This is a genomic window from Saccharopolyspora hattusasensis (assembly GCF_050972075.1).
Lineage (GTDB): Bacteria > Actinomycetota > Actinomycetes > Mycobacteriales > Pseudonocardiaceae > Saccharopolyspora > Saccharopolyspora hattusasensis.
The window spans coordinates 2,507,158-2,526,374 of sequence record NZ_JBPCDC010000001.1; the positions used below are offsets into that span (position 1 = coordinate 2,507,158).

A 19,217-nucleotide genomic window follows, 5' to 3' on the forward strand; every position below is an offset into this window, starting at 1 on the left:
CCGCCACCGACGACGCCCGCCACGGCACGCCATAAACCGGCCTTCGGCACGCCATTCTCCACTCGTCGGTTCCTGACCCTGGACAAGCCAGAAACTAGACGAAGCAACGGCGTGCCCCCGTCTCCGGACCCAAAAACCAGCTCAAACCACCCACGGATCAGTCACAAGAACTCAATTTCAATGGAAATCGGAGCTCTGATTTCCATTGAAATTGCGGAAATCCCCGGTCAGGTCAGCTCGTCGGCCCATCGCCGACACACGACCGTCCACAGTGTTCCGAGCGGTGTGCGGCCGTCCATCCGGTGCCGAGCTACGGCCTCACGCCGGTGCTTCAGGTGCTGCACGCGGTTCTCGGCGTGGAACAGCCGCAGGAACTCCTCGGCCTCCCGGATGTCCACTGGCCTCCCGGATGTCCACTGGCCTCCCAGATGTCCACCGGCGTCGCGGAGCGGGGCGGCGTTCGACGAACCGCGGCAGCCGCCTGGTCCGCTGAGCTTGCCCGAGAGGACCGGCTCCGGCGCCTCGCCGCTGACCCTGAACACATCCACACGTTAGCCCAACGTGCTCACCACCTGGCCGCTCACCACTCCTGCAGTGCGCGGTCGAGCACTGCGAGCGCGTGTTGCGCTTGCGAACGGCTCAGCACGCCCGAAACGGACAGATCACCACCAAACAAGATAAATGCCTGCTAAGCGCAGGTTGGATCTGGAGTTGGAGTATTGACTGCTGCTGCCTTCCAGCGGCACGTGCGACACCTGCTTGGGACGCCTGGACCAGCGCAAGAAGGACATTGGAAGCTGTCCTTTCAGGCAGCCTCCAATGTATCGATGGACATCGTTGCCTACTTGACGTTGGTCCTATCGCGACACAGTACTGCAAATTACGGTATCGGTGATCCCATGCACGCCCAAACACCGAAACGTCCAAGACGACCTGAAGGCAGAGCATTTCGACCGGATCGCGGACGAGATCGAAGGCTTCTTCAAGGTTCATCGGGCGCTCACTACATAATCCCGGGAGGGTCGCGCCGCCGCCATGAAGGTGTCAGCCGTGCTGCAGGCGTTCGGCGCCTACGAAGAACCGGTATCACTGACTGTGCTCGCCCGCCACACCGAGTTGCCGAAGTCCACTACTCATCGGATGGTCTTCCTGCGCAACCTCAAGATTACGGGTGGTCTGGCGCCCGCCCGCGTCATCATCCCATGGCTGATCGACCGGGTGCTGGACGGCCGCATCGACGCCTCGCCGGTGTTCGATCTCACCGTTGGCCTGGAAGCCGTGCCGGAGGCATACCGCCAGATGGACAATCGCACCGCCATCAAAGCACTGATCCGAATCTCTTGACCCCGTAGCGATTGGTCGGCGCTCGCCGAATCTTATCCTTGGGTCTCGTTCGCAATGTGGAGGTCTTTCATGCTGGCCGGGACCAGTGCGCTGTCAACCCCGATCGTCGACGTCTCGGGAGAACTAACTCCGGAAATGTTGGCGTCGGCTGCACAGCCGCTAAACATCCGAATCGATGAGGTAACAAGAGACCGCGTCCTCGCCTGCAGGGCCTTCATGATGCAGTCATTGGCCGAAGGTCAGGCGGTTTACGGAGCGACTACAGGATTCGGACCGCTGGTGGATTTCAGCGGACGCGTCAACTCCGCTGACCAGTGCGAGAACACGCTCAGCCATCTGAGCACCGGGCAAGGAGACGACCTGAAGCCCGCAGTGGTACGAGCAGCGCTGCTGATCAGGCTGCGATCGCTCGCACAAGGACGCTCGGGTGTTTCCTACACCGTGTTGGAAGCACTCGCGGCGATGTTGCGCACCGAATTTTCCCCCGCCGTGCCGCGAATCGGTTCGGTCGGCGCGAGTGGTGACCTCGTCCCGCTCGCCCATGCCGTACAAGCGTTGCGCGGCATCGGCGCCGCCTATCACCGAGGGCAGCGGATGCCTGCGGGGCAAGCTTTGGCCGAAAGTGGGTTGCCAGCCTTGGAGCTGGACGGACGGGACGCGCTAGGCCTAGTAAACGGTACGTCGCTCACGGCTGCGGCGGCCGGGTTGGCACTTGCCTCAATCCGGCGATCTCACGTCGTCGCGTGGACGTTGTCGGCGGTGATGGCGGACGTGCTGGGATGCGCCACCGGTTACCTCTCGCCTCACCTGATGGGCGCATTCGCGCATCCAGGAGCCGCTGAGGTCGCGCAGCACATGCGTAACCTCTTGCAGGGCACCGTGCCAACCGGTGACCGTGGTCTGCAGGAGCCGTACAGCATCCGGTGCGTGCCGCAACTGCTCGGCGCCGCTGCGGCCTCGATCGCTCATGCGGACCAGGTTGTGCGGACGGATCTGAACGGTATCAGCGACAACCCGCTGTTCTTTCCGGAGCACGGCGAAGTTGTCCACGGCGGCAACTTCTTCGGTCAGCCGGTCGCGTTCGCGGCGGATCTGTTGTCGCTCGTGACAGTGCAGATCGCGAACCTCGCTGAGCGGCAGCTGGATCTGATGGTCGATCCGCACCGCAACGGAGGTCTGCCCCCAATGCTTGCGACGACACCCGGCGAGCAGCACGGGGTGCAGGGCGTTCAGCTGGTTGCCACGTCGACCGTCGTGCACATGCGCCGCACTTGCACGCCTGCGTCAATGCAGAGCGTGCCGACGAATCTGCACAACCAGGACGTCGTGCCTTTCGGCACTCAAGCCGCACTGAGCGCGCTTGATCAGGCGGAATCCTTGCGGTGGCTGCATGGTTCGCTAGCCGTGGCGTTGCGACAGGCCGTCCACGTAGGCCGGGCGCCGACCGCCCCGGCATGCGTCAACTTGCTCGACCGGCTGATCGAGGCCGTTCCGGCCATCGAACCGGACCGCCCGCTGCGCGCGGATGTCTTGCGCGCCGCCGAAGTGCTCGACGAGTTCGCGGACGAGCTAGAAAACCGGACTCAGGTGAACTGAATGACCTCCGTTGGTGAGCTGGCCCGCGTCTCTGCCTTTGGCCAGGGCGTGCAAGGCCTTGAAATCCTCCGGCTTCCTTATCCCGACGTCGGCTTCGCCTCCGTCGACTGCGACGTGCACCCGCCCCCAGGCTGGGGACCGTCACCGGTGGGCGACGAGTGTGCGCTGGCGAGGTACCGCTGGTGGATCGGGCACCAGACAACCTTCTGTGTATGGCGAGTCCTCGCCGACTGCTTGAAAGAGCTGACCAGGCAGCGACGGCCCTCCTCGGAGCTGATTCGCGGTGCGGCACTGACGTACGACGTCTACTCGCTTCTGTTGCTGTACGCAGGAAGCTGCTCGGTTGATGTGTACGACCGCACCATCAGGCCGGAGATGGCCGCGGCCGAAAGCGCTTTCAGCGGACGCTGGGCACGCGACTACGATCTCGTGCCCGCGTTGCTGCGCGAGGTCAGGAAGCAGCACCCGGCGCACGCGACCGCGCCACTCACCGCGGCGAGCAAGGCGAACCTGGTGGTGCACATGGCGGTAGCGCACCGGCTCGCCCGTGGCGGGGAGTCGCTGTTGCGCATGGCGAGCCAGGAGGCCGACATCGTCACGGATCAAAGGCGCGATCTATATGATGCCTACTTCCACGTGCGGCGCACGGAGATCTGCCGCCAGGGGTTCGCCATGCAGTTGCTGCGCCTTTGCATGGTGGTGCTCGACGACCTGAGTAGCACGCCGCTGGTCGTTCCCACCGACTGGGCCGGGGCCCGCCCCGCCGAGATCGACGCGGTCGCTCGAAGCGTGACCGATAGCTCCATGAACCTCTGGAACCTCGTCACGTCCAACTTCCTCGGAAGGCTCCTCCCATGACTGACCTGCAATCGCCCGAGCTAAAGACCATCGTGATGAACCAACGACGGTACGAATATCTATTGCGCCAAACCGAACCCCCCACGCAGGCCCAGCAGTGGCTCATCGACCAGACGAACGCGCTCGGCGCATCTGCGGAGATGCAGATCCCACACGAGCAGGGTGTGCTGCTCACCCTGCTCGTCCAGCTCACCGGCGCCCGCCGGATCGTGGAGATCGGCACTTTCACCGGCTACTCCACGCTGGCCATGGCTCGGGGATTGGGAGCCGGCGGGCAGATCGTCACCTGCGACGTATCCAGCGAGTGGACCGAGATCGCCCAGCAGGCCTGGGAAAAGGAGGGTGTCGCCGACCGGATCGAGGTCCGGCTCGGACAAGCCGCGGACACGCTGAGGGCGATGCCGAAGACCGAGCACATCGACATGGTCTTCATCGACGCTGACAAGGTGAGCTACCAGCAGTACTGGGAGCTCCTCGTGCCACGCATGCGACCCGGCGGCCTGCTACTCGCCGACAACACGTTCTACTACGGCGAGGCGGCGGACGACTTCCCGACTGGCAACGCGAAGGCCATCGACGAGTTCAACAGCCACGTTCGGGCGGATGACCGCGTCGAGTCGGTCATGCTTCCGATTGCCGACGGTCTCATCGTGGCACGCAAACGAACCGAATTATCATGAGCACGTAGTCGCAGTCGCGCAGTGGACGCGCAACCTCTCGGATTCGGTCTGGACTGCCTCACTATCGGACCAGACAGCGTTTGTGGAGCATCGAACCGGGCGCGCCTACAAATATGCGGAGCTTCGTGATGCGGTCCACCGTTTCGCGGCAGCTTTGGTGCGGCGCGTGCATACCCCTAGCGAAGTGGTCGCGTTGGTGTGCGACAACAGCGCCGAGTTCATCGGCGCCTACCACGGCACGCTGTTGGCAGGTGGGGTCGTACTGCCACTGGAGCCGTTCGCCAGCGTGCACGAATGGCAACATGTTCTCGCCCGATGCGCGGCACGCCACGTCGTAGCGGACACTGCGCCGTGGGAAAAACTTGCCGCCGTTCCCGCTGCGGCGTCGTTGCGGACCGCGATCGTGCTCGGCAAGACATGAGTGCCTCAGGGGCGGGCTAACGTCGACGTGTTGCAATCCGGCGCCGCTTCACCGGTCGACGCGCTGGACGCCGCCATCAAGTCCACCAGCAGGAAACGCCTCGACCGCTGGAAGCGGTTCTGGCGCGTCGTAGACGCGGGCCAGGCGGAGCGGGCCGGCGACTGGGCGCACCTGCGTGTCGCGCACCCACTCCGATCGGGCTTCGCGGTCTCAGGTCTACGCATTCCAGGTCAGCTAACCTGGAACGGCCGCCCCTTCGAAGAGGCGATTCCACTGCCGTGGCTGCCACCCGGTGGCAGTTGCTTCACGTTGCTGACGTCTTATCGAGGCACAACGACGATGTCAGTGCTCACACACGGCGGGACATTCGAACCCGCTCTCCTGGCCGAGCTGTGGAAGGACGCGGTGATGAAGCTGGACACAACACTAACCAGCTGACGAAGGCGGTGCTGGAGCACGTCTACGCCGACCTCGTCACCGCCGACCTGGCCGAATGCAACCAAGACCCCGAGCTGCTCAACTGGCTCGAACTCGGTCAGAATTCTGGCTTTGAGGAATGCTTTCACCGGCGCCAGTACGTGTTTGTCCTTGACCCGCATCCGCACCCGATCCATGAGAGCGCGGAGTGTGAAATAGAGTCATTGTAGGGCCGCAACTGACCTGGGAACTCGTACGGCACCCGCCGGACCGACATCTCCGGCACGGCTTTCGAAGGGTGTTCAGTCCACTTCGGACTACCGGCTGCTCAGGCCACCGTCGGGAGGGCTGGGGTGGTCACGTCGTAGACCTTGCCCGGGCGGGTGAGCAGGGGTGGGAGGATCGCCGCCTTCCGGGGGGTTTCCTCCAGCGAACCCCAGTCGACCTCGCGGTCGCCCGTCAGCAGCAGGCGGACCTCGTTCGGCCGCGCCGCGATCACCGCCGTGACCTCCGCGCGGACCGGCTGCGAGAGGGCCATCAGGACCGTCATCGCCGCCTTGGTCGCCGCGTCGTCTTGCGACGCCGCCTGCACCTGGAGTTCCGGCAGGTCTGCCGGGCGTTCCGGGACCGCCTCGAACGGCACGCCGCCGGCGTCGACGAGCCGTATCCCGTTGCGGGCCACCATGAACGCCACCGGCACCCGCTCGGTCACCTCGACCTGCACCGTCGACGGCCAGCTCAGCGACACCTGCGCCGCCGCGATCTCCGGCAAGGCCTGCAGGCGGCTGCGGATCTCATCGACGTCGACCTGCAGCATCGGCGTGCCCGGCTCGATGCCCGCCGCCTGCACCACCTGTTCCCGGCCGAGCGTCGCGTTGCCGGCGACCTGCACCGTCCGGACGCCCAGCAGGGGCGTGAAGTACAGCAGGAGCGCCACCACGGTCACCGCGGCCAGCACGGCAGGGAGCGCCCAGCGGCGCCACTTCGGCGGCGCCGTCGCGCCGCCCCGCACCGGGCGGCCCCGGGTGCTGCGCAGCCCGGGACGCTCCGTTGCGGGGCGGCGCGTGGGGGTCACCCCTGCTCCTCCGCGGTGTCGCAGTCGATCTCGCGGAGGATCTCCGGGCCGAGCATGGTCACGTCCCCGGCCCCCATCGTCAGCACCAGGTCACCGGGCCGCGCCAGGCCCGCGACCAGCGGCCCGGCCGCCGTGAATGACGGCTCGTAGTGCACCTTCCCGCTCGGCAGCGGAACTTCGCCGGCGATCAGCTCGCCGGTGACGCCGGGCTGCGGGTCCTCCCGCGCGCCGTAGACGTCCAGCACGACGACCTCGTCGGCCAGGCCCAGCGCCGTCGCGAACTCGCTCGCGAACGCCGCCGTGCGGGAGAACAGGTGCGGCTGGAACACCACGATCAGCCGGCCGTCGCCGACCACCGGCCGGGCCGCCCGCAGCTGCGCCTCCACCTCGGTGGGGTGGTGGGCGTAGTCGTCGTAGACGCGGACGCCGTCGGCGCGGCCCTTGAACTCGAACCGCCGCCGGACCCCGCCGAAGGCGGCAAGCCCCTCGAGCAGGCCGTCGAGGGGAGCGCCGAGTTCCAACCCGGCCAGCAGCGCCGCGACGGCGTTGCCGGCCATGTGCTCGCCCGGCACCGAAACCTGCACGTCGATGGTCTTGCCGCCGAGTTGCACGGTCGCGACGCCGGAACCGTGCTCGGGCCGGTAGCCGACCAGCCGCGCGTCGGCGTCTCCGGTGACCGACTTCCCGTAGCGCCGCACCCGGACGCCGGACTTCTCCGCCCGGTCCGCCAGCTCGGCAGCGCCCAGGTCGTCGGCGCAGGCGATCAGCACCCCGTCCGGCTCGATCCGCCGCACGAACTCGTCGAACACCGCGACGTACGCCTCGGCGGTGCCGTGGTGGTCCAGGTGGTCCGGCTCGACGTTGGTAACCACCGCCACCGACGGCGCGAACACCAGGAACGAGCCGTCGCTCTCATCGGCTTCCGCGACGAAGATGCTGCCGTCGCCATGGTGCGCGTTCGCGCCCGATTCGTTGAGGTCGCCGCCGATCGCGAAGGACGGGTCGAACCGGCAGTGCTGCAACGCCACGGTCAGCATCGACGTCGTGGACGTCTTGCCGTGGGTGCCCGCCACGCAGGCCACCCGGTGCCCGGCCATCAGCGCGGCCAGTGCCTCGGCCCGGCGCAGCACGGTGATCCCCCGCCGCTGCGCCTCGACCAGCTCGGCGTTGTCCGGCTTGATCGCCGTGGACACCACGACCGCCGTCGGGTCCGCGTCGAACTGGTCGAGGTTCTCCGCCTGGTGGCCGATGCCGATGTGCGCGCCCTGCGCTCGCAGCGCCAGCACGGTGCGCGAGTCGCGGGCGTCCGAGCCGGACACCTGCTGCCCGCGGGCCAGCAGGATGCGGGCGATGCCGCTCATCCCGGCCCCGCCGATGCCGACCAGGTGCACCCGCGCCAGCACGGCGTCGAAGTCCGCGGTGTCGAAGTTTGTGGTGTCGAAGTTTGTGGGGGACGGTCCGGTCATCGTCCGGCAACCTCCAGCACGATCTGCGCCAATACCTGGTCCGCCTCGCGGTGGCCACTGCCCAGCGTCGCCCGGCTCATCTCCTGCAACCGCTGGGCGTCCAGCGCCAGCGGCAGCGCCTCGTCGATGACCCGCTGCGTGGTCAGGTCCGCGTCCGCCACCAGCCGCGCGCCACCGGCGGAGACCACCGGCTGCGCGTTGAGGGCCTGCTCGCCGTTGCCGTGCGGCAGCGGCACGAACACCGCGGGCAGCCCCACGGCCGAGACCTCGGCGACGGTCATCGCGCCGGACCGGCACACCACCAGGTCCGCCGCCGCGTAAGCCAGGTCCATCCGCTCCAGGTACGGCACGGCCGTGTACGCCGGTGCGCCCGGAACCTGTTGCACCGCAATGGTGTTCTTCGGTCCGTGCGCGTGCAGCACGCCGATCCCGGCGCGCCCCAGCGCTTCCGCCGCGCCGGAGAACGCGGTGTTCAGGGTGCGAGCGCCCTGCGAGCCGCCGAACACCAGGATCGTCGGGGCGTGCGGGTGCAGCCCGAAGTGCTGGCGGGCCTGCATCCGCAGCGCCCAGCGGTCCAGCCGGGTGATCGACTCGCGCAGCGGGATGCCAATGGTCTGCGCCCCGGCCAGGCCGCTGTCCGGGGTCGCCGCCAGCACGCGTTCCGCGAACTTCGCGCCGACCTTGTTCGCCAGCCCGGCGCGCGCGTTCGCCTCGTGCACCACGATCGGCACGCGGCCGCGCGCGGCGAGGTAGGCGGGCAGCGAGACGTAGCCGCCGAAACCGATCACCACGTCCGCGCCGACGCGTTCCAGCACCTCGCGGGTCTGCTTCACCGAATTCCGCACCTTCAGCGGCAGCTTCAGCAGGTCGATGTTGGGCTTGCGCGGCATCGGCACCGGCGGGATGAGCTCCAGCGGATAGCCGCGGGCCGGCACCAGCCGGTTCTCCAGGCCCCGCTCGGTGCCCAGCGCGGTCACCCGGGCGTCCGGCCGCAGTCGGCGCACCGCGTCGGCCAGCGCCAGCGCGGGCTCGATGTGCCCGGCGGTGCCGCCCCCGGCGACGACCACCGACAGCGGCCGCCGGCCCACGGCGGCACCCCGAGGGTCGGCCATCGCGGCCTGGTCGATGCGGACCGTCTGGTCCCCGCTCAACGGTGTCCTCCTCGTGTCTGCGCCCGGGATCCGGGCCCGCTGCGCGTACCACGCGCCCGCGTGCTCCCGCCTCCCCGGCGAGTTGCCGCCGCCCCGGAGCTCTTCGCGCCGGGCCGGCTTCGTGGGGTCGGTCGTGCCGGACGCCGCTTGGCCGGTGGCCGGTACGGCGCCGGGGTCGGCAGCCGCAGCAGCTTGCCGACCCGACCTGGTCCCAAAGACCGTAGCGCGGCGATCGCCTCGGGCTCGTGCCGGGCGAAGTTCGCGAGCAGGCCGAACACCAGCATCGTAGTGACCACCGACGATCCTCCGGAGGAGATCAGCGGCAGCGGCAGCCCGGTGGTGGGCAGCAGGCCCACGACGTAGCCGACGTTGATGATCGCCTGCCCCACCAGCCACACGGTCAACGTCGCCGACACCAGCCGGATGTACGGGTCGGTGTTGCGGAACGCGATGCGCATGCCCACGTAGGCGGTGGTGGCGAAGAGCATCAGCACGATCGCGCAGCCGACGAACCCGAGCTCCTCGCCGATCACCGCGAAGATGAAGTCGTTGTGCACGTTGGGCAGGTACTGCCACTTCGACCAGCCCTGCCCCAGCCCGCGGCCGAACAGCCCGCCGTCGGCCAGCGCGAACAACGACTGCCGAGCCTGGTAACCGGAACCGGACGGGTCACCGAGCGGATCCAGGAACGAGGTCAACCGCGCCATCCGGTAGTCGGCGACCATCGCCAGCGCCACGCCGCCGGTCACCGCGCCCAGCAGCATCACCACGAACAACCGCAGCGGCGCGCCCGCGAACCACAGCAGCGCCAGCAGCACGATGAACAGCGTGATCGTCGAGCCCAGGTCCGGCTGCATCATCACCAGCGTGAACATCAGCAGCGCGGCCGGCACCACCGGCACCAGCAGGTGCCGGTACTGCGTCATCAGGCCGCGCTTGGTGACCAGCACGTGCGCGCCCCACAGCGCGAAGGCGATCTTGGCGAACTCCACCGGCTGAAAGGACACCCCGGCGACCATGAACCAGCTCTTCGCCCCGTTGATGTTGGCGCCGAGCGGGGTCAGCACCGCCACCAGCAGCCCCAGGCAGATAGTCAGCAGGATCAGGCTGTACCGGCGCATCAGCCGGACCGGTATCCGCAGCGCGGCGTAGAACACCCCCAGCCCGGCCAGGCAGTACATCACCTGCTTGCTGAACACGCTGTAGGACGAGCCGTTCTTGTTGAACGCGTCGACGCTGGAGGCCGAGAGCACCATCACCAGGCCGAAGATCGTCAGCAGGCCGAAGACCGCCAGCAGCAGGTGGAACGACGCCAGCGGCCGGGTCAACCAGGCGGTCAGCGGCGACAGCACGCCCAAGCCCGCGCGCTTCCTCGCAGCGCGCTTGGGCGCGGGCTTGGTCGCGGCGGTCACTGCGGATCACCCGCCGTGCGTGGCAGCCGTAGCGTCCGCCAGCACCGCGCGCACCGCGTCGGCGAAGGCCCGGCCCCGGTGGGCGTAATCGGTGAACATGTCCATCGACGCGGCGGCCGGGGCGAGCAGCACCACCGAACCGGGCCGCGCGAACCCGTTGGCCACGCGAACAGCTTCCAGCATGCCCGCATCGTCTCCTGCCGCGACCTCGCGGACCGGCACATCCGGGGCGTGTCGGGCCAGAGCGGCCGCGAACCGGTCCCGATCGCGCCCGATCAGCACCACTGCCGCCAGCCGATCGGCGTTGGCCGCGACCAGGTCGTCGACCTCGGCGCCCTTGAGCAGGCCGCCCGCGATCCACACCACTCTCGGGTGCGCGCGCAACGCCGCGTCCGCCGCGTGCGGGTTCGTCGCCTTCGAATCATCCACATAGGACACACCGGCGGCCTCGGCCACCGGCACCGACCGGTGCGCCCCCGGCTCGAACGCGCGCAGCCCCTCGGCCACCGCCGCCGGCGCGACGCCGTGGGCCCGCGCCAACGCCGCCGCGGCCAGCGCGTTCGCCACGTTGTGCGGGCCCGCCGGATGCACGTCCGCGAGCGATGCGAGCACCACGCCGTCGCCGAAGGCGCGATCCACCAGCGAGGCGTCCTCGACGCCGAGCTGGCCCTCCCGCGGAGCGCCCAGCGTGAAGGAGACCCTCCTGGCGTCCGCCGCGGCAGCGGCGGACAGCCGGGTCGACCACGCGTCGTCGGCGTTGGCGACGGCGACGGAGTTGCCGGAGTAGACCTTCGCCTTGGCGTCGCCGTAGGCGGCGAGGGAGCCGTGCCAGTCCAGGTGGTCCGCGGCGAGGTTCAGGACGACGGCGGCGAACGCCGCCACGGAGTCCGACCAGTGGAGCTGGAAGCTGGACAGCTCCACGGCGAGCACCTCGTGCCCGGCGCGGACCGCGTCGACCACCGGAAGCCCGACGTTGCCGCAGGCCACCACGTCGACCCCGGCGGCGCGCAGGATCGACTCCAGCATGCTGACCGTGGTCGTCTTGCCGTTGGTGCCGGTGACCGTCAGCCAGGTAGCCGGCGCTGTTCGCCGGCCCATCGCCACCGTGGCGGGCGTCGCCTTCTCCTGGTCCAGCCGCCAGGCGAGCTCGACCTCCCCGATCACCTCGACCCCGGCCGCGACCGACGCCGCCAGCAGCGGCGAATCCGGCCGCCAGCCGGGGCTGGTGACGATCAGGTCGGTGCCCGCCGGCGGCTCGCTGAGCCCGGTGACCAGCTCCGCGCCCTGCGCCTGCAGCGACGCCAGCGCGGCCAGCCGGTCGGCGGCGGCGTCGGTGACGGTGACCGCCGCACCCACCGCAAGCAGCGCCTCGGCGGCCGAGCGGCCGGACACCCCGGCACCGGCCACCAGCACGTTCCGCCCCTCGAACCGCCCTGCCACCGAGTCGTCTCCCTAGTCTCCTCGTCCGCCGCGCGTCACCGCCGCGCGGATCGGAAACGCCTGCAACGGCACCGGCGTCGAATCTGGTCTTGGTCTTCGCCTTTGAAGCGGCGCCAGCCGCTTAGCCCACCGACGGAGACAGCCTCTCAGAGCCTGTTGGTGAATGGTCTGGGTGGGTGGTCGCTTAGCGGAACCTGAGAGAGGTTCCCTGGACTGCGGGTGCCCCTCCTGATGTATGTCCAATACACGGCGGAGGGGCCGTCCTCACCAGAAAACCTCTCAGAACCCGCCGATGGTCGTCTTGGCAAGGTGAATGCAAGCGGCTACGCCGCTTCCAAAGGCGCGGACGGCATTCGCCGACAGGCTCTCAGGGATTGGCCAGCGCCAGCCAGTCCGCGTAGAACAGGCCCACGCCGAACATGCAGCTGATCCCGGCCAGCACCCAGAACCGGATGATCACCGTGGTTTCCGCCCACCCGGCGAGCTCGAAGTGGTGGTGGAACGGCGCCATCCGGAACAGCCGCCGCCTGGTGGAGCGGAACACCACGATCTGCAGCACCACCGACAGCGCCTCGACCACGAACACACCGCCGATGACGATCATCAGCAGCTCGGTGCGGGTGACCATCGAAAGCCCGGCCAGCAGGCCGCCCAGCGCCAGCGAACCGGTGTCGCCCATGAAGATCTTCGCGGGCGCCGCGTTCCACCACAGGAAGCCGACACAGGCCGCCATCGCCGCCGCGGCGACCACCGCGATGTCCAGCGGGTCCCGCACCGTGTAGCAGCCCGCCGTCGGGCCGGCCTCCCCGAAGCAGTCGTTGCGCAGCTGCCAGAACGAGATCAGCACGTAGGTCGCCAGCACCATCGCCGCGGTGCCGCCCGCCAGGCCGTCCATGCCGTCGGTGAAGTTGACCGCGTTCGACCAGCCGCTGATCGCCACGTAGGCGAAGATCACAAACCCGATCACGCCGAAGGAGATCACCGAGATGTCGCGCAGGAACGACAGTTCCACCGACGCGGGTGTGACGCCGTGCTTGTTGGCGAACTGGATCGCCAGGATCGCGAACAGCACCGAGGCGATCAGCTGGCCGACCAGCTTCGCCGTCTTGTTCAACCCGAGGTTGCGCTGCTTGCGGATCTTGATGAAGTCGTCCAGGAACCCGACGATGCCCAGGGCCGTGGTCAGGCCGAGCACCAGCAATCCGGACGCGGTCATCGGGTCGCCGCCCATCAGGTGGCTCACCAGGTAGCCGACCCACATGGCCACCAGGATCGCCACGCCACCCATGGTCGGGGTGCCGCGCTTGGCGGCGTGCTGGCTCTGCACCTCTTCCCGGATCTCCTGGCCGAAGCCCTGCCTGGAGAACACCCGGATCAGGTACGGGGTGAAGAGGATCGAAACAACGAGCGACACGGCGGCCGCCACCAGGATTGGTTTCACGGCTTGCGCCCCCCTGAATCTCCCTCGGCCAGCAGGGCTTCGGCGACCCGCCACAGCCCGGCGGAGTTCGACGCCTTGGCGAGCACCACGTCACCGGGACGCAGCTCGGCGCGCAGCAGCGCGACGGCCGCATCGATGTCCGGCACCAGAACCGACTCCTCTCCCCACGACCCTTCCAGCGATGCCGCCTGGTGCATCGCCCGGGCCTGTTCGCCGACCACCACCAGCCGGTCGATGTTCAGGCGGACGGCCAGCCGCCCGATCTCGTCGTGCGCTTCTACATCCAACTCGCCGAGTTCGGCCATCGGCCCCAGCACCGCCCACGCCCGGCCCGGGCGCCCGCGGGTCATCGCGGCCAGCGTCTTCAGCGCCGCCCGGACCGATTCCGGGTTGGCGTTGTAGGCGTCGTCGACGACCGTGACGCCGCCCGGTGTCTCGCTGACCTCCATGCGCCGCGCGGACACCCGGCGCACCGAGCCGAGCCGCTCGGCCACCTGCTCGACGGTCGCGCCGAGCTCCAGCGCGATGGCGGCCGCGGTCAGCGCGTTGCCCACGTGGTGCTCGCCGAAAAGCGGCAGCGTCACCCGGGCCTCGCCCTGCGCGGTGACCAGCGTGAACGTCGGTCGCGCCAGCTCGTCGACCTCGATGTCCGCCGCGCGCACCTGCGCGCCGGGGCTTTCCCCGACGAAGACCACGCGGGCCTTCGTCCGGTCGGCCATCGCCGCGACCAGCGGGTCGTCGGCGTTGAGCACCGCCACGCCGTCGGCGGGCAGCGCCTCGACCAGTTCGCCCTTGGCCTGCGCCACCGCCTCCTGCGAGCCGAACTCGCCGAGGTGCGCGTGGCCGACGTTGAGCACCGCGCCGATGCGCGGCGGAGCCACCTCGCACAGGTTCGCGATGTGCCCGACGCCGCGCGCGGACAGCTCCAGCACCAGGTGCCGGGTGCCCTCGTCGGCGCGCAGCACGGTCCACGGGTGGCCGAGCTCGTTGTTGAACGAGCCGGGCGGCGCGACCGTCGGCCCCATCGGTTTCAGCAGCTGCGCGATCAGGTCCTTCGTGGACGTCTTGCCCGACGAGCCGGTCACGCCTACCACGGTGAGCTGCGGCAGCCGGTCGACCACGTGGCGGGCCAGCTTCGCCAGCCCGGCCAGCACCGCAGCGCCGGAGCCGTCCACGTCGCCGGCCAGCGCCAGCGCGCCCGCCCCGTCGCCGCTCACCGGCGGCACGATCACTGCCGGGGCGTCGACCTCCCGCGCGGCGAGAACGCCCACCGCACCATTCGCGACGGCCTGCGCCGCGAAGTCATGCCCGTCGACCCGTTCCCCGGGCACGGCCACGAACAGCCCGCCGGGTTCGATCTTGCGCGAGTCGAACTCGACACCCGCGCTTACGATCTCCGAGCTTTCCGCACGATGAAGCCTGCCACCCACCGCTTCCGCGATGTCGGCGAGGCTGAGCCGGATCAACTTGCCTCCTCGTCGCCCTGCCCCCGACGAACATCGGTTTCCTCTGGCTCCCTGGACCTTTGGCCCAAACATAGACGCAGCGCGGCGGCGAGTTCCTCCCGGTCGGAGAAGGGGTGCACCACACCCGCCACCTCCTGCCCCGTCTCGTGGCCCTTGCCCGCGACGACGACGATGTCGCCCGGCTCGGCCCGTTCGACCGCGGCGGCGATGGCCGCACGGCGGTCGCCGATCTCGATCACCTCGCCGCGCTGGTCGGCCGGCACCTCCTGCGCGCCGGCCAGCATGGCCGCCCGGATGCCGACCGGGTCCTCGCTGCGCGGATTGTCGTCGGTGACGATCAGCAGCTCGGCCCGGCGGGCGGCCGCCTCGCCCATCAACGGCCGCTTCGCGACGTCCCGGTCGCCTCCGCAACCGAGAACGACGATCACCTTGCCGTCGACCTGCGCGCGGGCCGCGTCGAGCACCGCGGCCACCGCTCCGGGCTTGTGCGAGTAGTCCACCACGGCGGTGAATTCCTGCCCGAGCGCGACACGCTCCATGCGGCCCGGCACGTCGACCTCCGCGAGCCCGCGCTCGATCGCCCAGGTGGGCACCCCAGCGGCGTGCAGGACCCCGATCGCGAGCAGTGCGTTTGCGACGTTGAACGGCCCGGGCAGCCGCAGCCGGACGTGCATCTCCAGGTCGTCGGGCCCGTGCGCGGTGAAGGTCTGCTCCCCGGTGGGGTACGCCCGCACATCGGTGGCGGACCAGGTCGCGTCGCCCGCGGTGGACACCGTGATGGTGTGCGGCTTGACCAGCCGCCCGCCCCACTCGGTATCGATGCAGACGACCTCGTGCTCGGCGCGGCCGTCGAACAGCAGTGCCTTGGCCTGGAAGTAGTCCTCCAGGTCGCGGTGGAAGTCCAGGTGGTCCTGGGACAGGTTGGTGAACGCGCCGACGGCGAACTTGGTGCCGGAGACCCGGCCCATCGCCAGCGCGTGGCTGGAGACCTCCATCGGCACGTAGGTCACCCGGTGCTCGACCATCACGGCCAGCAGCGCCTGCAGGTCCGGCGCCTCCGGCGTGGTGAACGCGCTGTCCAGCCGGTCGCCGGCGATGCGGGTCTCGACGGTGCCGACGAGCCCGGTGCCGAACCCGGCGGCCTGCAGCGCGGACTCCAGCAGGTAGGTGGTGGTGGTCTTCCCGGAGGTGCCGGTCACGCCGAGCACCTTCAACCGGCTCGACGGGTCGCCGTAGATCAACGCCGAGGCCGCGCCGAGCACGCCCCGCGGATCGTCGTGCACGAGCAGCGACACCCGGCCCTCGCGGACGGCGGGGTGCTCGATGAGCGCGGCCCGGTCGATCCCGGCCTGGTCGGTGAGCACGGCGACGGCGCCGGAATCCAACGCGTGCTGCGCGAAGTCGGCGCCGTGCACGCGGATGCCCGGCAGGGCGGCGAACAGGTCGCCGGGGCGCACGTGTTGAGCACGCAGGGTCACCCCGGTCACCGGCGCTGCGGCAGCGCTGTGACCTGGGGCGCGAAGCACATGCGCGCCGATGACATCGGCGAGCTTCTCGATCTTCACCGGCTCGACGTGGGCCGGGCGAGGTGGAGCTGTCGCAACCGCGGAAGGCACGTCGCGACAGGCTACCGGTACCACCTGAGGAAGCATCCCGATGGTCGGCCACCTGTCCGGTCGGGCAACGCCTAAGCCGTTCAGCGCGACTCGTTTTCATCCGCGTCGCGGCTGCGCGGCGATCACGTAGAACTTCCCTAACTCGATTCAGGAGGAGGAAAACGAGGAAAACCATGTCGCTGGAGTTCGGCTCAGATCCAGCGCAGGCGAAGCGCGCGATCCAGCAGTGGCCCAACGGCGGAATCGGGAAACCGGGCATCGCAGCCGGCCCGAGCCAGCTGCACGCGCGACGAGGGCACACGCACCGTGATCACCCACCCGTGACACAACGTCACCGATGATCACTCAACCCCGACCAAGTTCGAAGAGCCCGATAACGAGGCCAGATTTCTTCCCGCCATGTAGCGCCGGTGCGGCAGGCCCGGCGATTTCGCGCGAAATCGACACCCCGCCCGAGGGGGAAACGGCGATTTCGCGCGAAATCGACGCCCCGCCCGAGGGGGAAACGGCGATTTCGCGCGAAATCGCCAGACCGCAAGTGCCGGATCAAGTCTCGCCGAGCCGAACCGGCTCCGATCACACTGGGCGGAACCCGGAACCCGGAACCCCCGTGGAAAGCATTGTTCGGCGATATCGAGCCGGGTCTTACAGCTCGTGAAGGCGTTGGATGATTCGGTCTCTGAGGTGTAGGTCAATGTGGGTCCAGAGGGTGGATGCGTTGAACACCCAGACGTGGTCCTCGGCCGTGAGGCTGCCGTCCGGTCCTGGGGCGACGGGGGTGCCGTCGGGCCAGCGCAGAGGCGCTTTCATGTCGGACATCCCTTCATCTGCTTCAGCAACGTGTTGCAGTCCTGGCAGGTTTTGGCGTGAATCCAGTCCATTTCGGACGGTTGGGCCAAGGCGAAGGTGATGCCGCAGAACGATTCACCGGCTGCGCCCGCGTCCAGGCGTGTACCGGCAAAGGCGTGGCGTGCCAGGCCGTAGTCGCTGGACTCGTCTGGTACCGGCAGCCAGAAGTAGCGCTGCTGGTTCGGTGTCGTGCTCGGGTGCGGTGTTGCCATGATCAACCTCTCGGTGTGTGAGGCGAGGTGGGGTGGCGGGCAGCGCGCGGAGCCCGAGGGGGCGTGCGGCGCTTCGGGGGCACCGCTCGGTCTCGACACGGCGCCGCCCGCCTCATGTGCCCGGCCCGTCCCGCCGGGAAGCCACGGGGCGGACCGGGCAGGTCTCAGCTCCGGATGGACGCGAGAGCGGTCCGTTCGGCGTCGATCGCTTCCGCGTGATCACGCAAGTTGTCGGCCAACCTGCGGGCGGCTTCCGACGTCATAAGAGTCACCTCGGCCGATGGAGCCGCCAGCATGACTCGCCCGTCCCTGATCCACGTCGAGACACTCTCCGGACACTGAAAACCGTTGCCGCAGGCGACATTTCGCCTGGTCGGATGCGAATACGCCGGGGCTGTGGGCGCGGGCATACCGGATTCCCTCGTGACCGGAAAAGCTTCGGCGATAGCCGGATGACGCGGGTAACGGAGTGCTCGCACTACGTCCGTGGCGGGAAGCCCCTCCACATTCCGGCATTCCGGCACTGGCAAGATGCCCTCACCCGGCATGAATCCTCCAAAGAGTGTTGACCCAACAAGTACGCTAGGTTTGCAACGGTTGACCTGCGTTGGCTTGAGAGTGGGTGAGGTAACCACAACCTCGCAATTGCCCTAATCGGGCGATCAACATCCGATCACACGTAAGGATGGATCGCGTGCCTACAGCCAACGGACCGCGCGCCAGAGCGCTAGCCGCTGCTTTGCGTCAAGCTCGCCAGGAACGAAACATGAGTATTCGCGAACTTGGCCGCAAGTTGTCCTTCGACCAATCAAACCTGTCCAAGATCGAAAATTGCAAAAAAGTTCCCAGCGTAGAGCTTACGGCCCGAATTTTGGGCGCTCTAGGAGCTACACCGGATGAGTGCGAGAGGATTCTCGCGCTTGCTCGGAGGGCGAGTGAGCCCAACTGGCTCGCCGTCGGCATACCCGGCCTGCCCGAACAACTGGCAGGCGCGATGGAAAGCGAGCGCGAGGCAAAGTCGATAGTTGTATGGTCACCCATGACCCTGCCTGGACTGCTCCAGATTACCGATTTCGTCCGTGCTCTAGCGGTAGCCAATGAATTGCCCAAGCACGAGATCGAACGCCGGGTCACAGTTCGGATCGCCCGGCGCGAAGTGCTCACCGGTAGAGACCCCGTAAGACTGGAAGCGCTGATTAGCGAAGCAGCGTTGCGGGAGCCTATGGCTTCACCCGAGGTAATGACCGAGCAACTCCGCCACCTACTTACAATGGCCGATCAGCCTAACATTACGATTCGAGTCATTCCTCTTGGTGTCGGTTGGCACCCCGGCTCCGCTGGCCCATTTGTTCTTTACGAGTTCGCGGATGCGCCGCCGTTCGTGCACTTTGAACATTATAGCTCTGGCGCATTCGTCACCAACTCCGATGACATTGAGGCGTACCGGACGGCCATTAGGATGATCAGTCGACACGCCCTGAGCCCTGCCGATTCGAAACGATTTATCGCACAAGTTATTGCAGATGATTGGAGTGCAAGTGATCAAACAACGCTGGCGCAAAAGTAGCCACAGCAACCCTAACGGAGACTGTGTCGAATTAACCTCGACTCTTGACCGAATCCGGGACTCGAAAGACCCGAACGGTCCCACGCTTAAGGTCGATGTCCCTGCGTTCGTTCGCGCCGTGAAGAACGGTCGTTTTGACCGCTGAATGACGATGCCCCGGTACGTGGTACCGGGGCATCGTTGCCTCCCAGGCGTCAGTGGGCCGA

19 protein-coding genes are annotated in these 19,217 nt (G+C 68.2%); 9 read left to right on the top strand and 10 right to left on the bottom strand.

The genetic code is table 11. From position 1 onward, the window contains the following. Positions 1–227: 227 nt before the first annotated feature. Complete coding sequence (locus ACRXBZ_RS11045; protein WP_433879037.1) at positions 228–542, bottom strand: hypothetical protein; 315 nt, start codon at positions 540–542, stop codon at positions 228–230. A gap of 493 nt (positions 543–1,035) precedes the next feature. Between ACRXBZ_RS11045 and ACRXBZ_RS11050 the strand changes: the two genes are divergently transcribed. From ACRXBZ_RS11050 to ACRXBZ_RS11080, 7 genes are all read left to right on the top strand, one after another. Then, positions 1,036–1,344 (top strand): helix-turn-helix domain-containing protein, encoded by a 309-nt coding sequence (locus ACRXBZ_RS11050; protein ID WP_433879038.1) that lies wholly within the window; start codon positions 1,036–1,038, stop codon positions 1,342–1,344. A 69-nt stretch (positions 1,345–1,413) separates the two neighbouring features. Then, entirely contained in the window at positions 1,414–2,940 is a 1,527-nt protein-coding gene (locus tag ACRXBZ_RS11055) for an aromatic amino acid ammonia-lyase (protein ID WP_168584802.1), read from the top strand. Then, the gene (locus ACRXBZ_RS11060) at positions 2,941–3,798 is read left to right on the top strand and encodes a 3-methyl-L-tyrosine peroxygenase-related protein (RefSeq protein WP_433879039.1); all 858 of its coding nucleotides are present in this window, start codon (positions 2,941–2,943) and stop codon (positions 3,796–3,798) included. After that, complete coding sequence (locus tag ACRXBZ_RS11065) at positions 3,795–4,478, top strand: O-methyltransferase (RefSeq protein ID WP_433879040.1); 684 nt, start codon at positions 3,795–3,797, stop codon at positions 4,476–4,478. Before ACRXBZ_RS11060 ends, ACRXBZ_RS11065 begins: the two co-directional genes overlap by 4 nt. Beyond that, positions 4,402–4,899, top strand: a complete 498-nt coding sequence (locus tag ACRXBZ_RS11070; RefSeq protein WP_433879041.1) for an AMP-binding protein — start codon at positions 4,402–4,404, stop codon at positions 4,897–4,899. The genes ACRXBZ_RS11065 and ACRXBZ_RS11070 overlap by 77 nt, the downstream gene beginning before the upstream one ends. 27 nt (positions 4,900–4,926) lie before the next feature. Continuing rightward, on the top strand, positions 4,927–5,337 hold the full coding sequence (locus ACRXBZ_RS11075) for a hypothetical protein (protein ID WP_433879042.1): 411 nt from the start codon (positions 4,927–4,929) through the stop codon (positions 5,335–5,337). An 8-nt stretch (positions 5,338–5,345) separates the two neighbouring features. Further along, entirely contained in the window at positions 5,346–5,546 is a 201-nt protein-coding gene (locus tag ACRXBZ_RS11080) for a hypothetical protein (RefSeq protein ID WP_433879043.1), read from the top strand. Positions 5,547–5,644: 98 nt separating this feature from the next. On the opposite strand, the gene ACRXBZ_RS11085 is transcribed toward ACRXBZ_RS11080, so the two are convergent. The 9 genes from ACRXBZ_RS11085 to ACRXBZ_RS11125 form a co-directional block, all read right to left on the bottom strand. Next, on the bottom strand, positions 5,645–6,391 hold the full coding sequence (locus ACRXBZ_RS11085; RefSeq protein WP_433879044.1) for a cell division protein FtsQ/DivIB: 747 nt from the start codon (positions 6,389–6,391) through the stop codon (positions 5,645–5,647). Then, complete coding sequence (gene murC, locus ACRXBZ_RS11090; RefSeq protein WP_433879045.1) at positions 6,388–7,857, bottom strand: UDP-N-acetylmuramate--L-alanine ligase; 1,470 nt, start codon at positions 7,855–7,857, stop codon at positions 6,388–6,390. The genes ACRXBZ_RS11085 and murC overlap by 4 nt, the downstream gene beginning before the upstream one ends. Next, positions 7,854–8,969, bottom strand: coding sequence for an undecaprenyldiphospho-muramoylpentapeptide beta-N-acetylglucosaminyltransferase (murG, locus tag ACRXBZ_RS11095; RefSeq protein ID WP_168589793.1), 1,116 nt, complete (start codon positions 8,967–8,969; stop codon positions 7,854–7,856). The genes murC and murG overlap by 4 nt, the downstream gene beginning before the upstream one ends. Before the next feature lie 35 nt (positions 8,970–9,004). Beyond that, positions 9,005–10,420, bottom strand: coding sequence for a putative lipid II flippase FtsW (ftsW, locus tag ACRXBZ_RS11100; RefSeq protein WP_433879046.1), 1,416 nt, complete (start codon positions 10,418–10,420; stop codon positions 9,005–9,007). A gap of 6 nt (positions 10,421–10,426) precedes the next feature. Next, positions 10,427–11,860, bottom strand: coding sequence for a UDP-N-acetylmuramoyl-L-alanine--D-glutamate ligase (gene murD / locus ACRXBZ_RS11105; RefSeq protein ID WP_433879047.1), 1,434 nt, complete (start codon positions 11,858–11,860; stop codon positions 10,427–10,429). Positions 11,861–12,227: 367 nt separating this feature from the next. Beyond that, on the bottom strand, positions 12,228–13,301 hold the full coding sequence (gene mraY, locus ACRXBZ_RS11110; protein ID WP_190822296.1) for a phospho-N-acetylmuramoyl-pentapeptide-transferase: 1,074 nt from the start codon (positions 13,299–13,301) through the stop codon (positions 12,228–12,230). Next, positions 13,298–14,767, bottom strand: coding sequence for a UDP-N-acetylmuramoyl-tripeptide--D-alanyl-D-alanine ligase (locus ACRXBZ_RS11115; RefSeq protein ID WP_433879048.1), 1,470 nt, complete (start codon positions 14,765–14,767; stop codon positions 13,298–13,300). The genes mraY and ACRXBZ_RS11115 overlap by 4 nt, the downstream gene beginning before the upstream one ends. Beyond that, positions 14,764–16,332: a UDP-N-acetylmuramoyl-L-alanyl-D-glutamate--2,6-diaminopimelate ligase gene (locus ACRXBZ_RS11120; RefSeq protein ID WP_433879049.1), complete on the bottom strand. Its 1,569-nt coding sequence runs from the start codon at positions 16,330–16,332 to the stop codon at positions 14,764–14,766. The genes ACRXBZ_RS11115 and ACRXBZ_RS11120 overlap by 4 nt, the downstream gene beginning before the upstream one ends. 857 nt (positions 16,333–17,189) lie before the next feature. Continuing rightward, entirely contained in the window at positions 17,190–17,444 is a 255-nt protein-coding gene (locus tag ACRXBZ_RS11125; RefSeq protein WP_433879050.1) for a hypothetical protein, read from the bottom strand. Positions 17,445–18,129: 685 nt separating this feature from the next. Here ACRXBZ_RS11125 and ACRXBZ_RS11130 point away from each other — a divergent pair. Both ACRXBZ_RS11130 and ACRXBZ_RS11135 read left to right on the top strand, forming a co-directional pair. After that, the gene (locus tag ACRXBZ_RS11130) at positions 18,130–19,011 is read left to right on the top strand and encodes a helix-turn-helix domain-containing protein (protein ID WP_433879051.1); all 882 of its coding nucleotides are present in this window, start codon (positions 18,130–18,132) and stop codon (positions 19,009–19,011) included. Next, entirely contained in the window at positions 18,968–19,156 is a 189-nt protein-coding gene (locus ACRXBZ_RS11135; RefSeq protein WP_433879052.1) for a DUF397 domain-containing protein, read from the top strand. The genes ACRXBZ_RS11130 and ACRXBZ_RS11135 overlap by 44 nt, the downstream gene beginning before the upstream one ends. Positions 19,157–19,217 lie beyond the last annotated feature (61 nt).

Coding starts and splice junctions, on each gene's coding strand:
- ACRXBZ_RS11125 (WP_433879050.1), bottom strand. CDS start 17,444: ATGGCAACACCGCACCCGAGCACGACACCGAACCAGCAGCGCTACTTC.
- murC (WP_433879045.1), bottom strand. CDS start 7,857: ATGACCGGACCGTCCCCCACAAACTTCGACACCACAAACTTCGACACC.
- ACRXBZ_RS11065 (WP_433879040.1), top strand. CDS start 3,795: ATGACTGACCTGCAATCGCCCGAGCTAAAGACCATCGTGATGAACCAA.
- ACRXBZ_RS11070 (WP_433879041.1), top strand. CDS start 4,402: ATGACCGCGTCGAGTCGGTCATGCTTCCGATTGCCGACGGTCTCATCG.
- ACRXBZ_RS11135 (WP_433879052.1), top strand. CDS start 18,968: ATGATTGGAGTGCAAGTGATCAAACAACGCTGGCGCAAAAGTAGCCAC.
- ACRXBZ_RS11060 (WP_433879039.1), top strand. CDS start 2,941: ATGACCTCCGTTGGTGAGCTGGCCCGCGTCTCTGCCTTTGGCCAGGGC.
- murG (WP_168589793.1), bottom strand. CDS start 8,969: ATGGCCGACCCTCGGGGTGCCGCCGTGGGCCGGCGGCCGCTGTCGGTG.
- ACRXBZ_RS11050 (WP_433879038.1), top strand. CDS start 1,036: ATGAAGGTGTCAGCCGTGCTGCAGGCGTTCGGCGCCTACGAAGAACCG.
- ACRXBZ_RS11130 (WP_433879051.1), top strand. CDS start 18,130: ATGGATCGCGTGCCTACAGCCAACGGACCGCGCGCCAGAGCGCTAGCC.
- ACRXBZ_RS11055 (WP_168584802.1), top strand. CDS start 1,414: ATGCTGGCCGGGACCAGTGCGCTGTCAACCCCGATCGTCGACGTCTCG.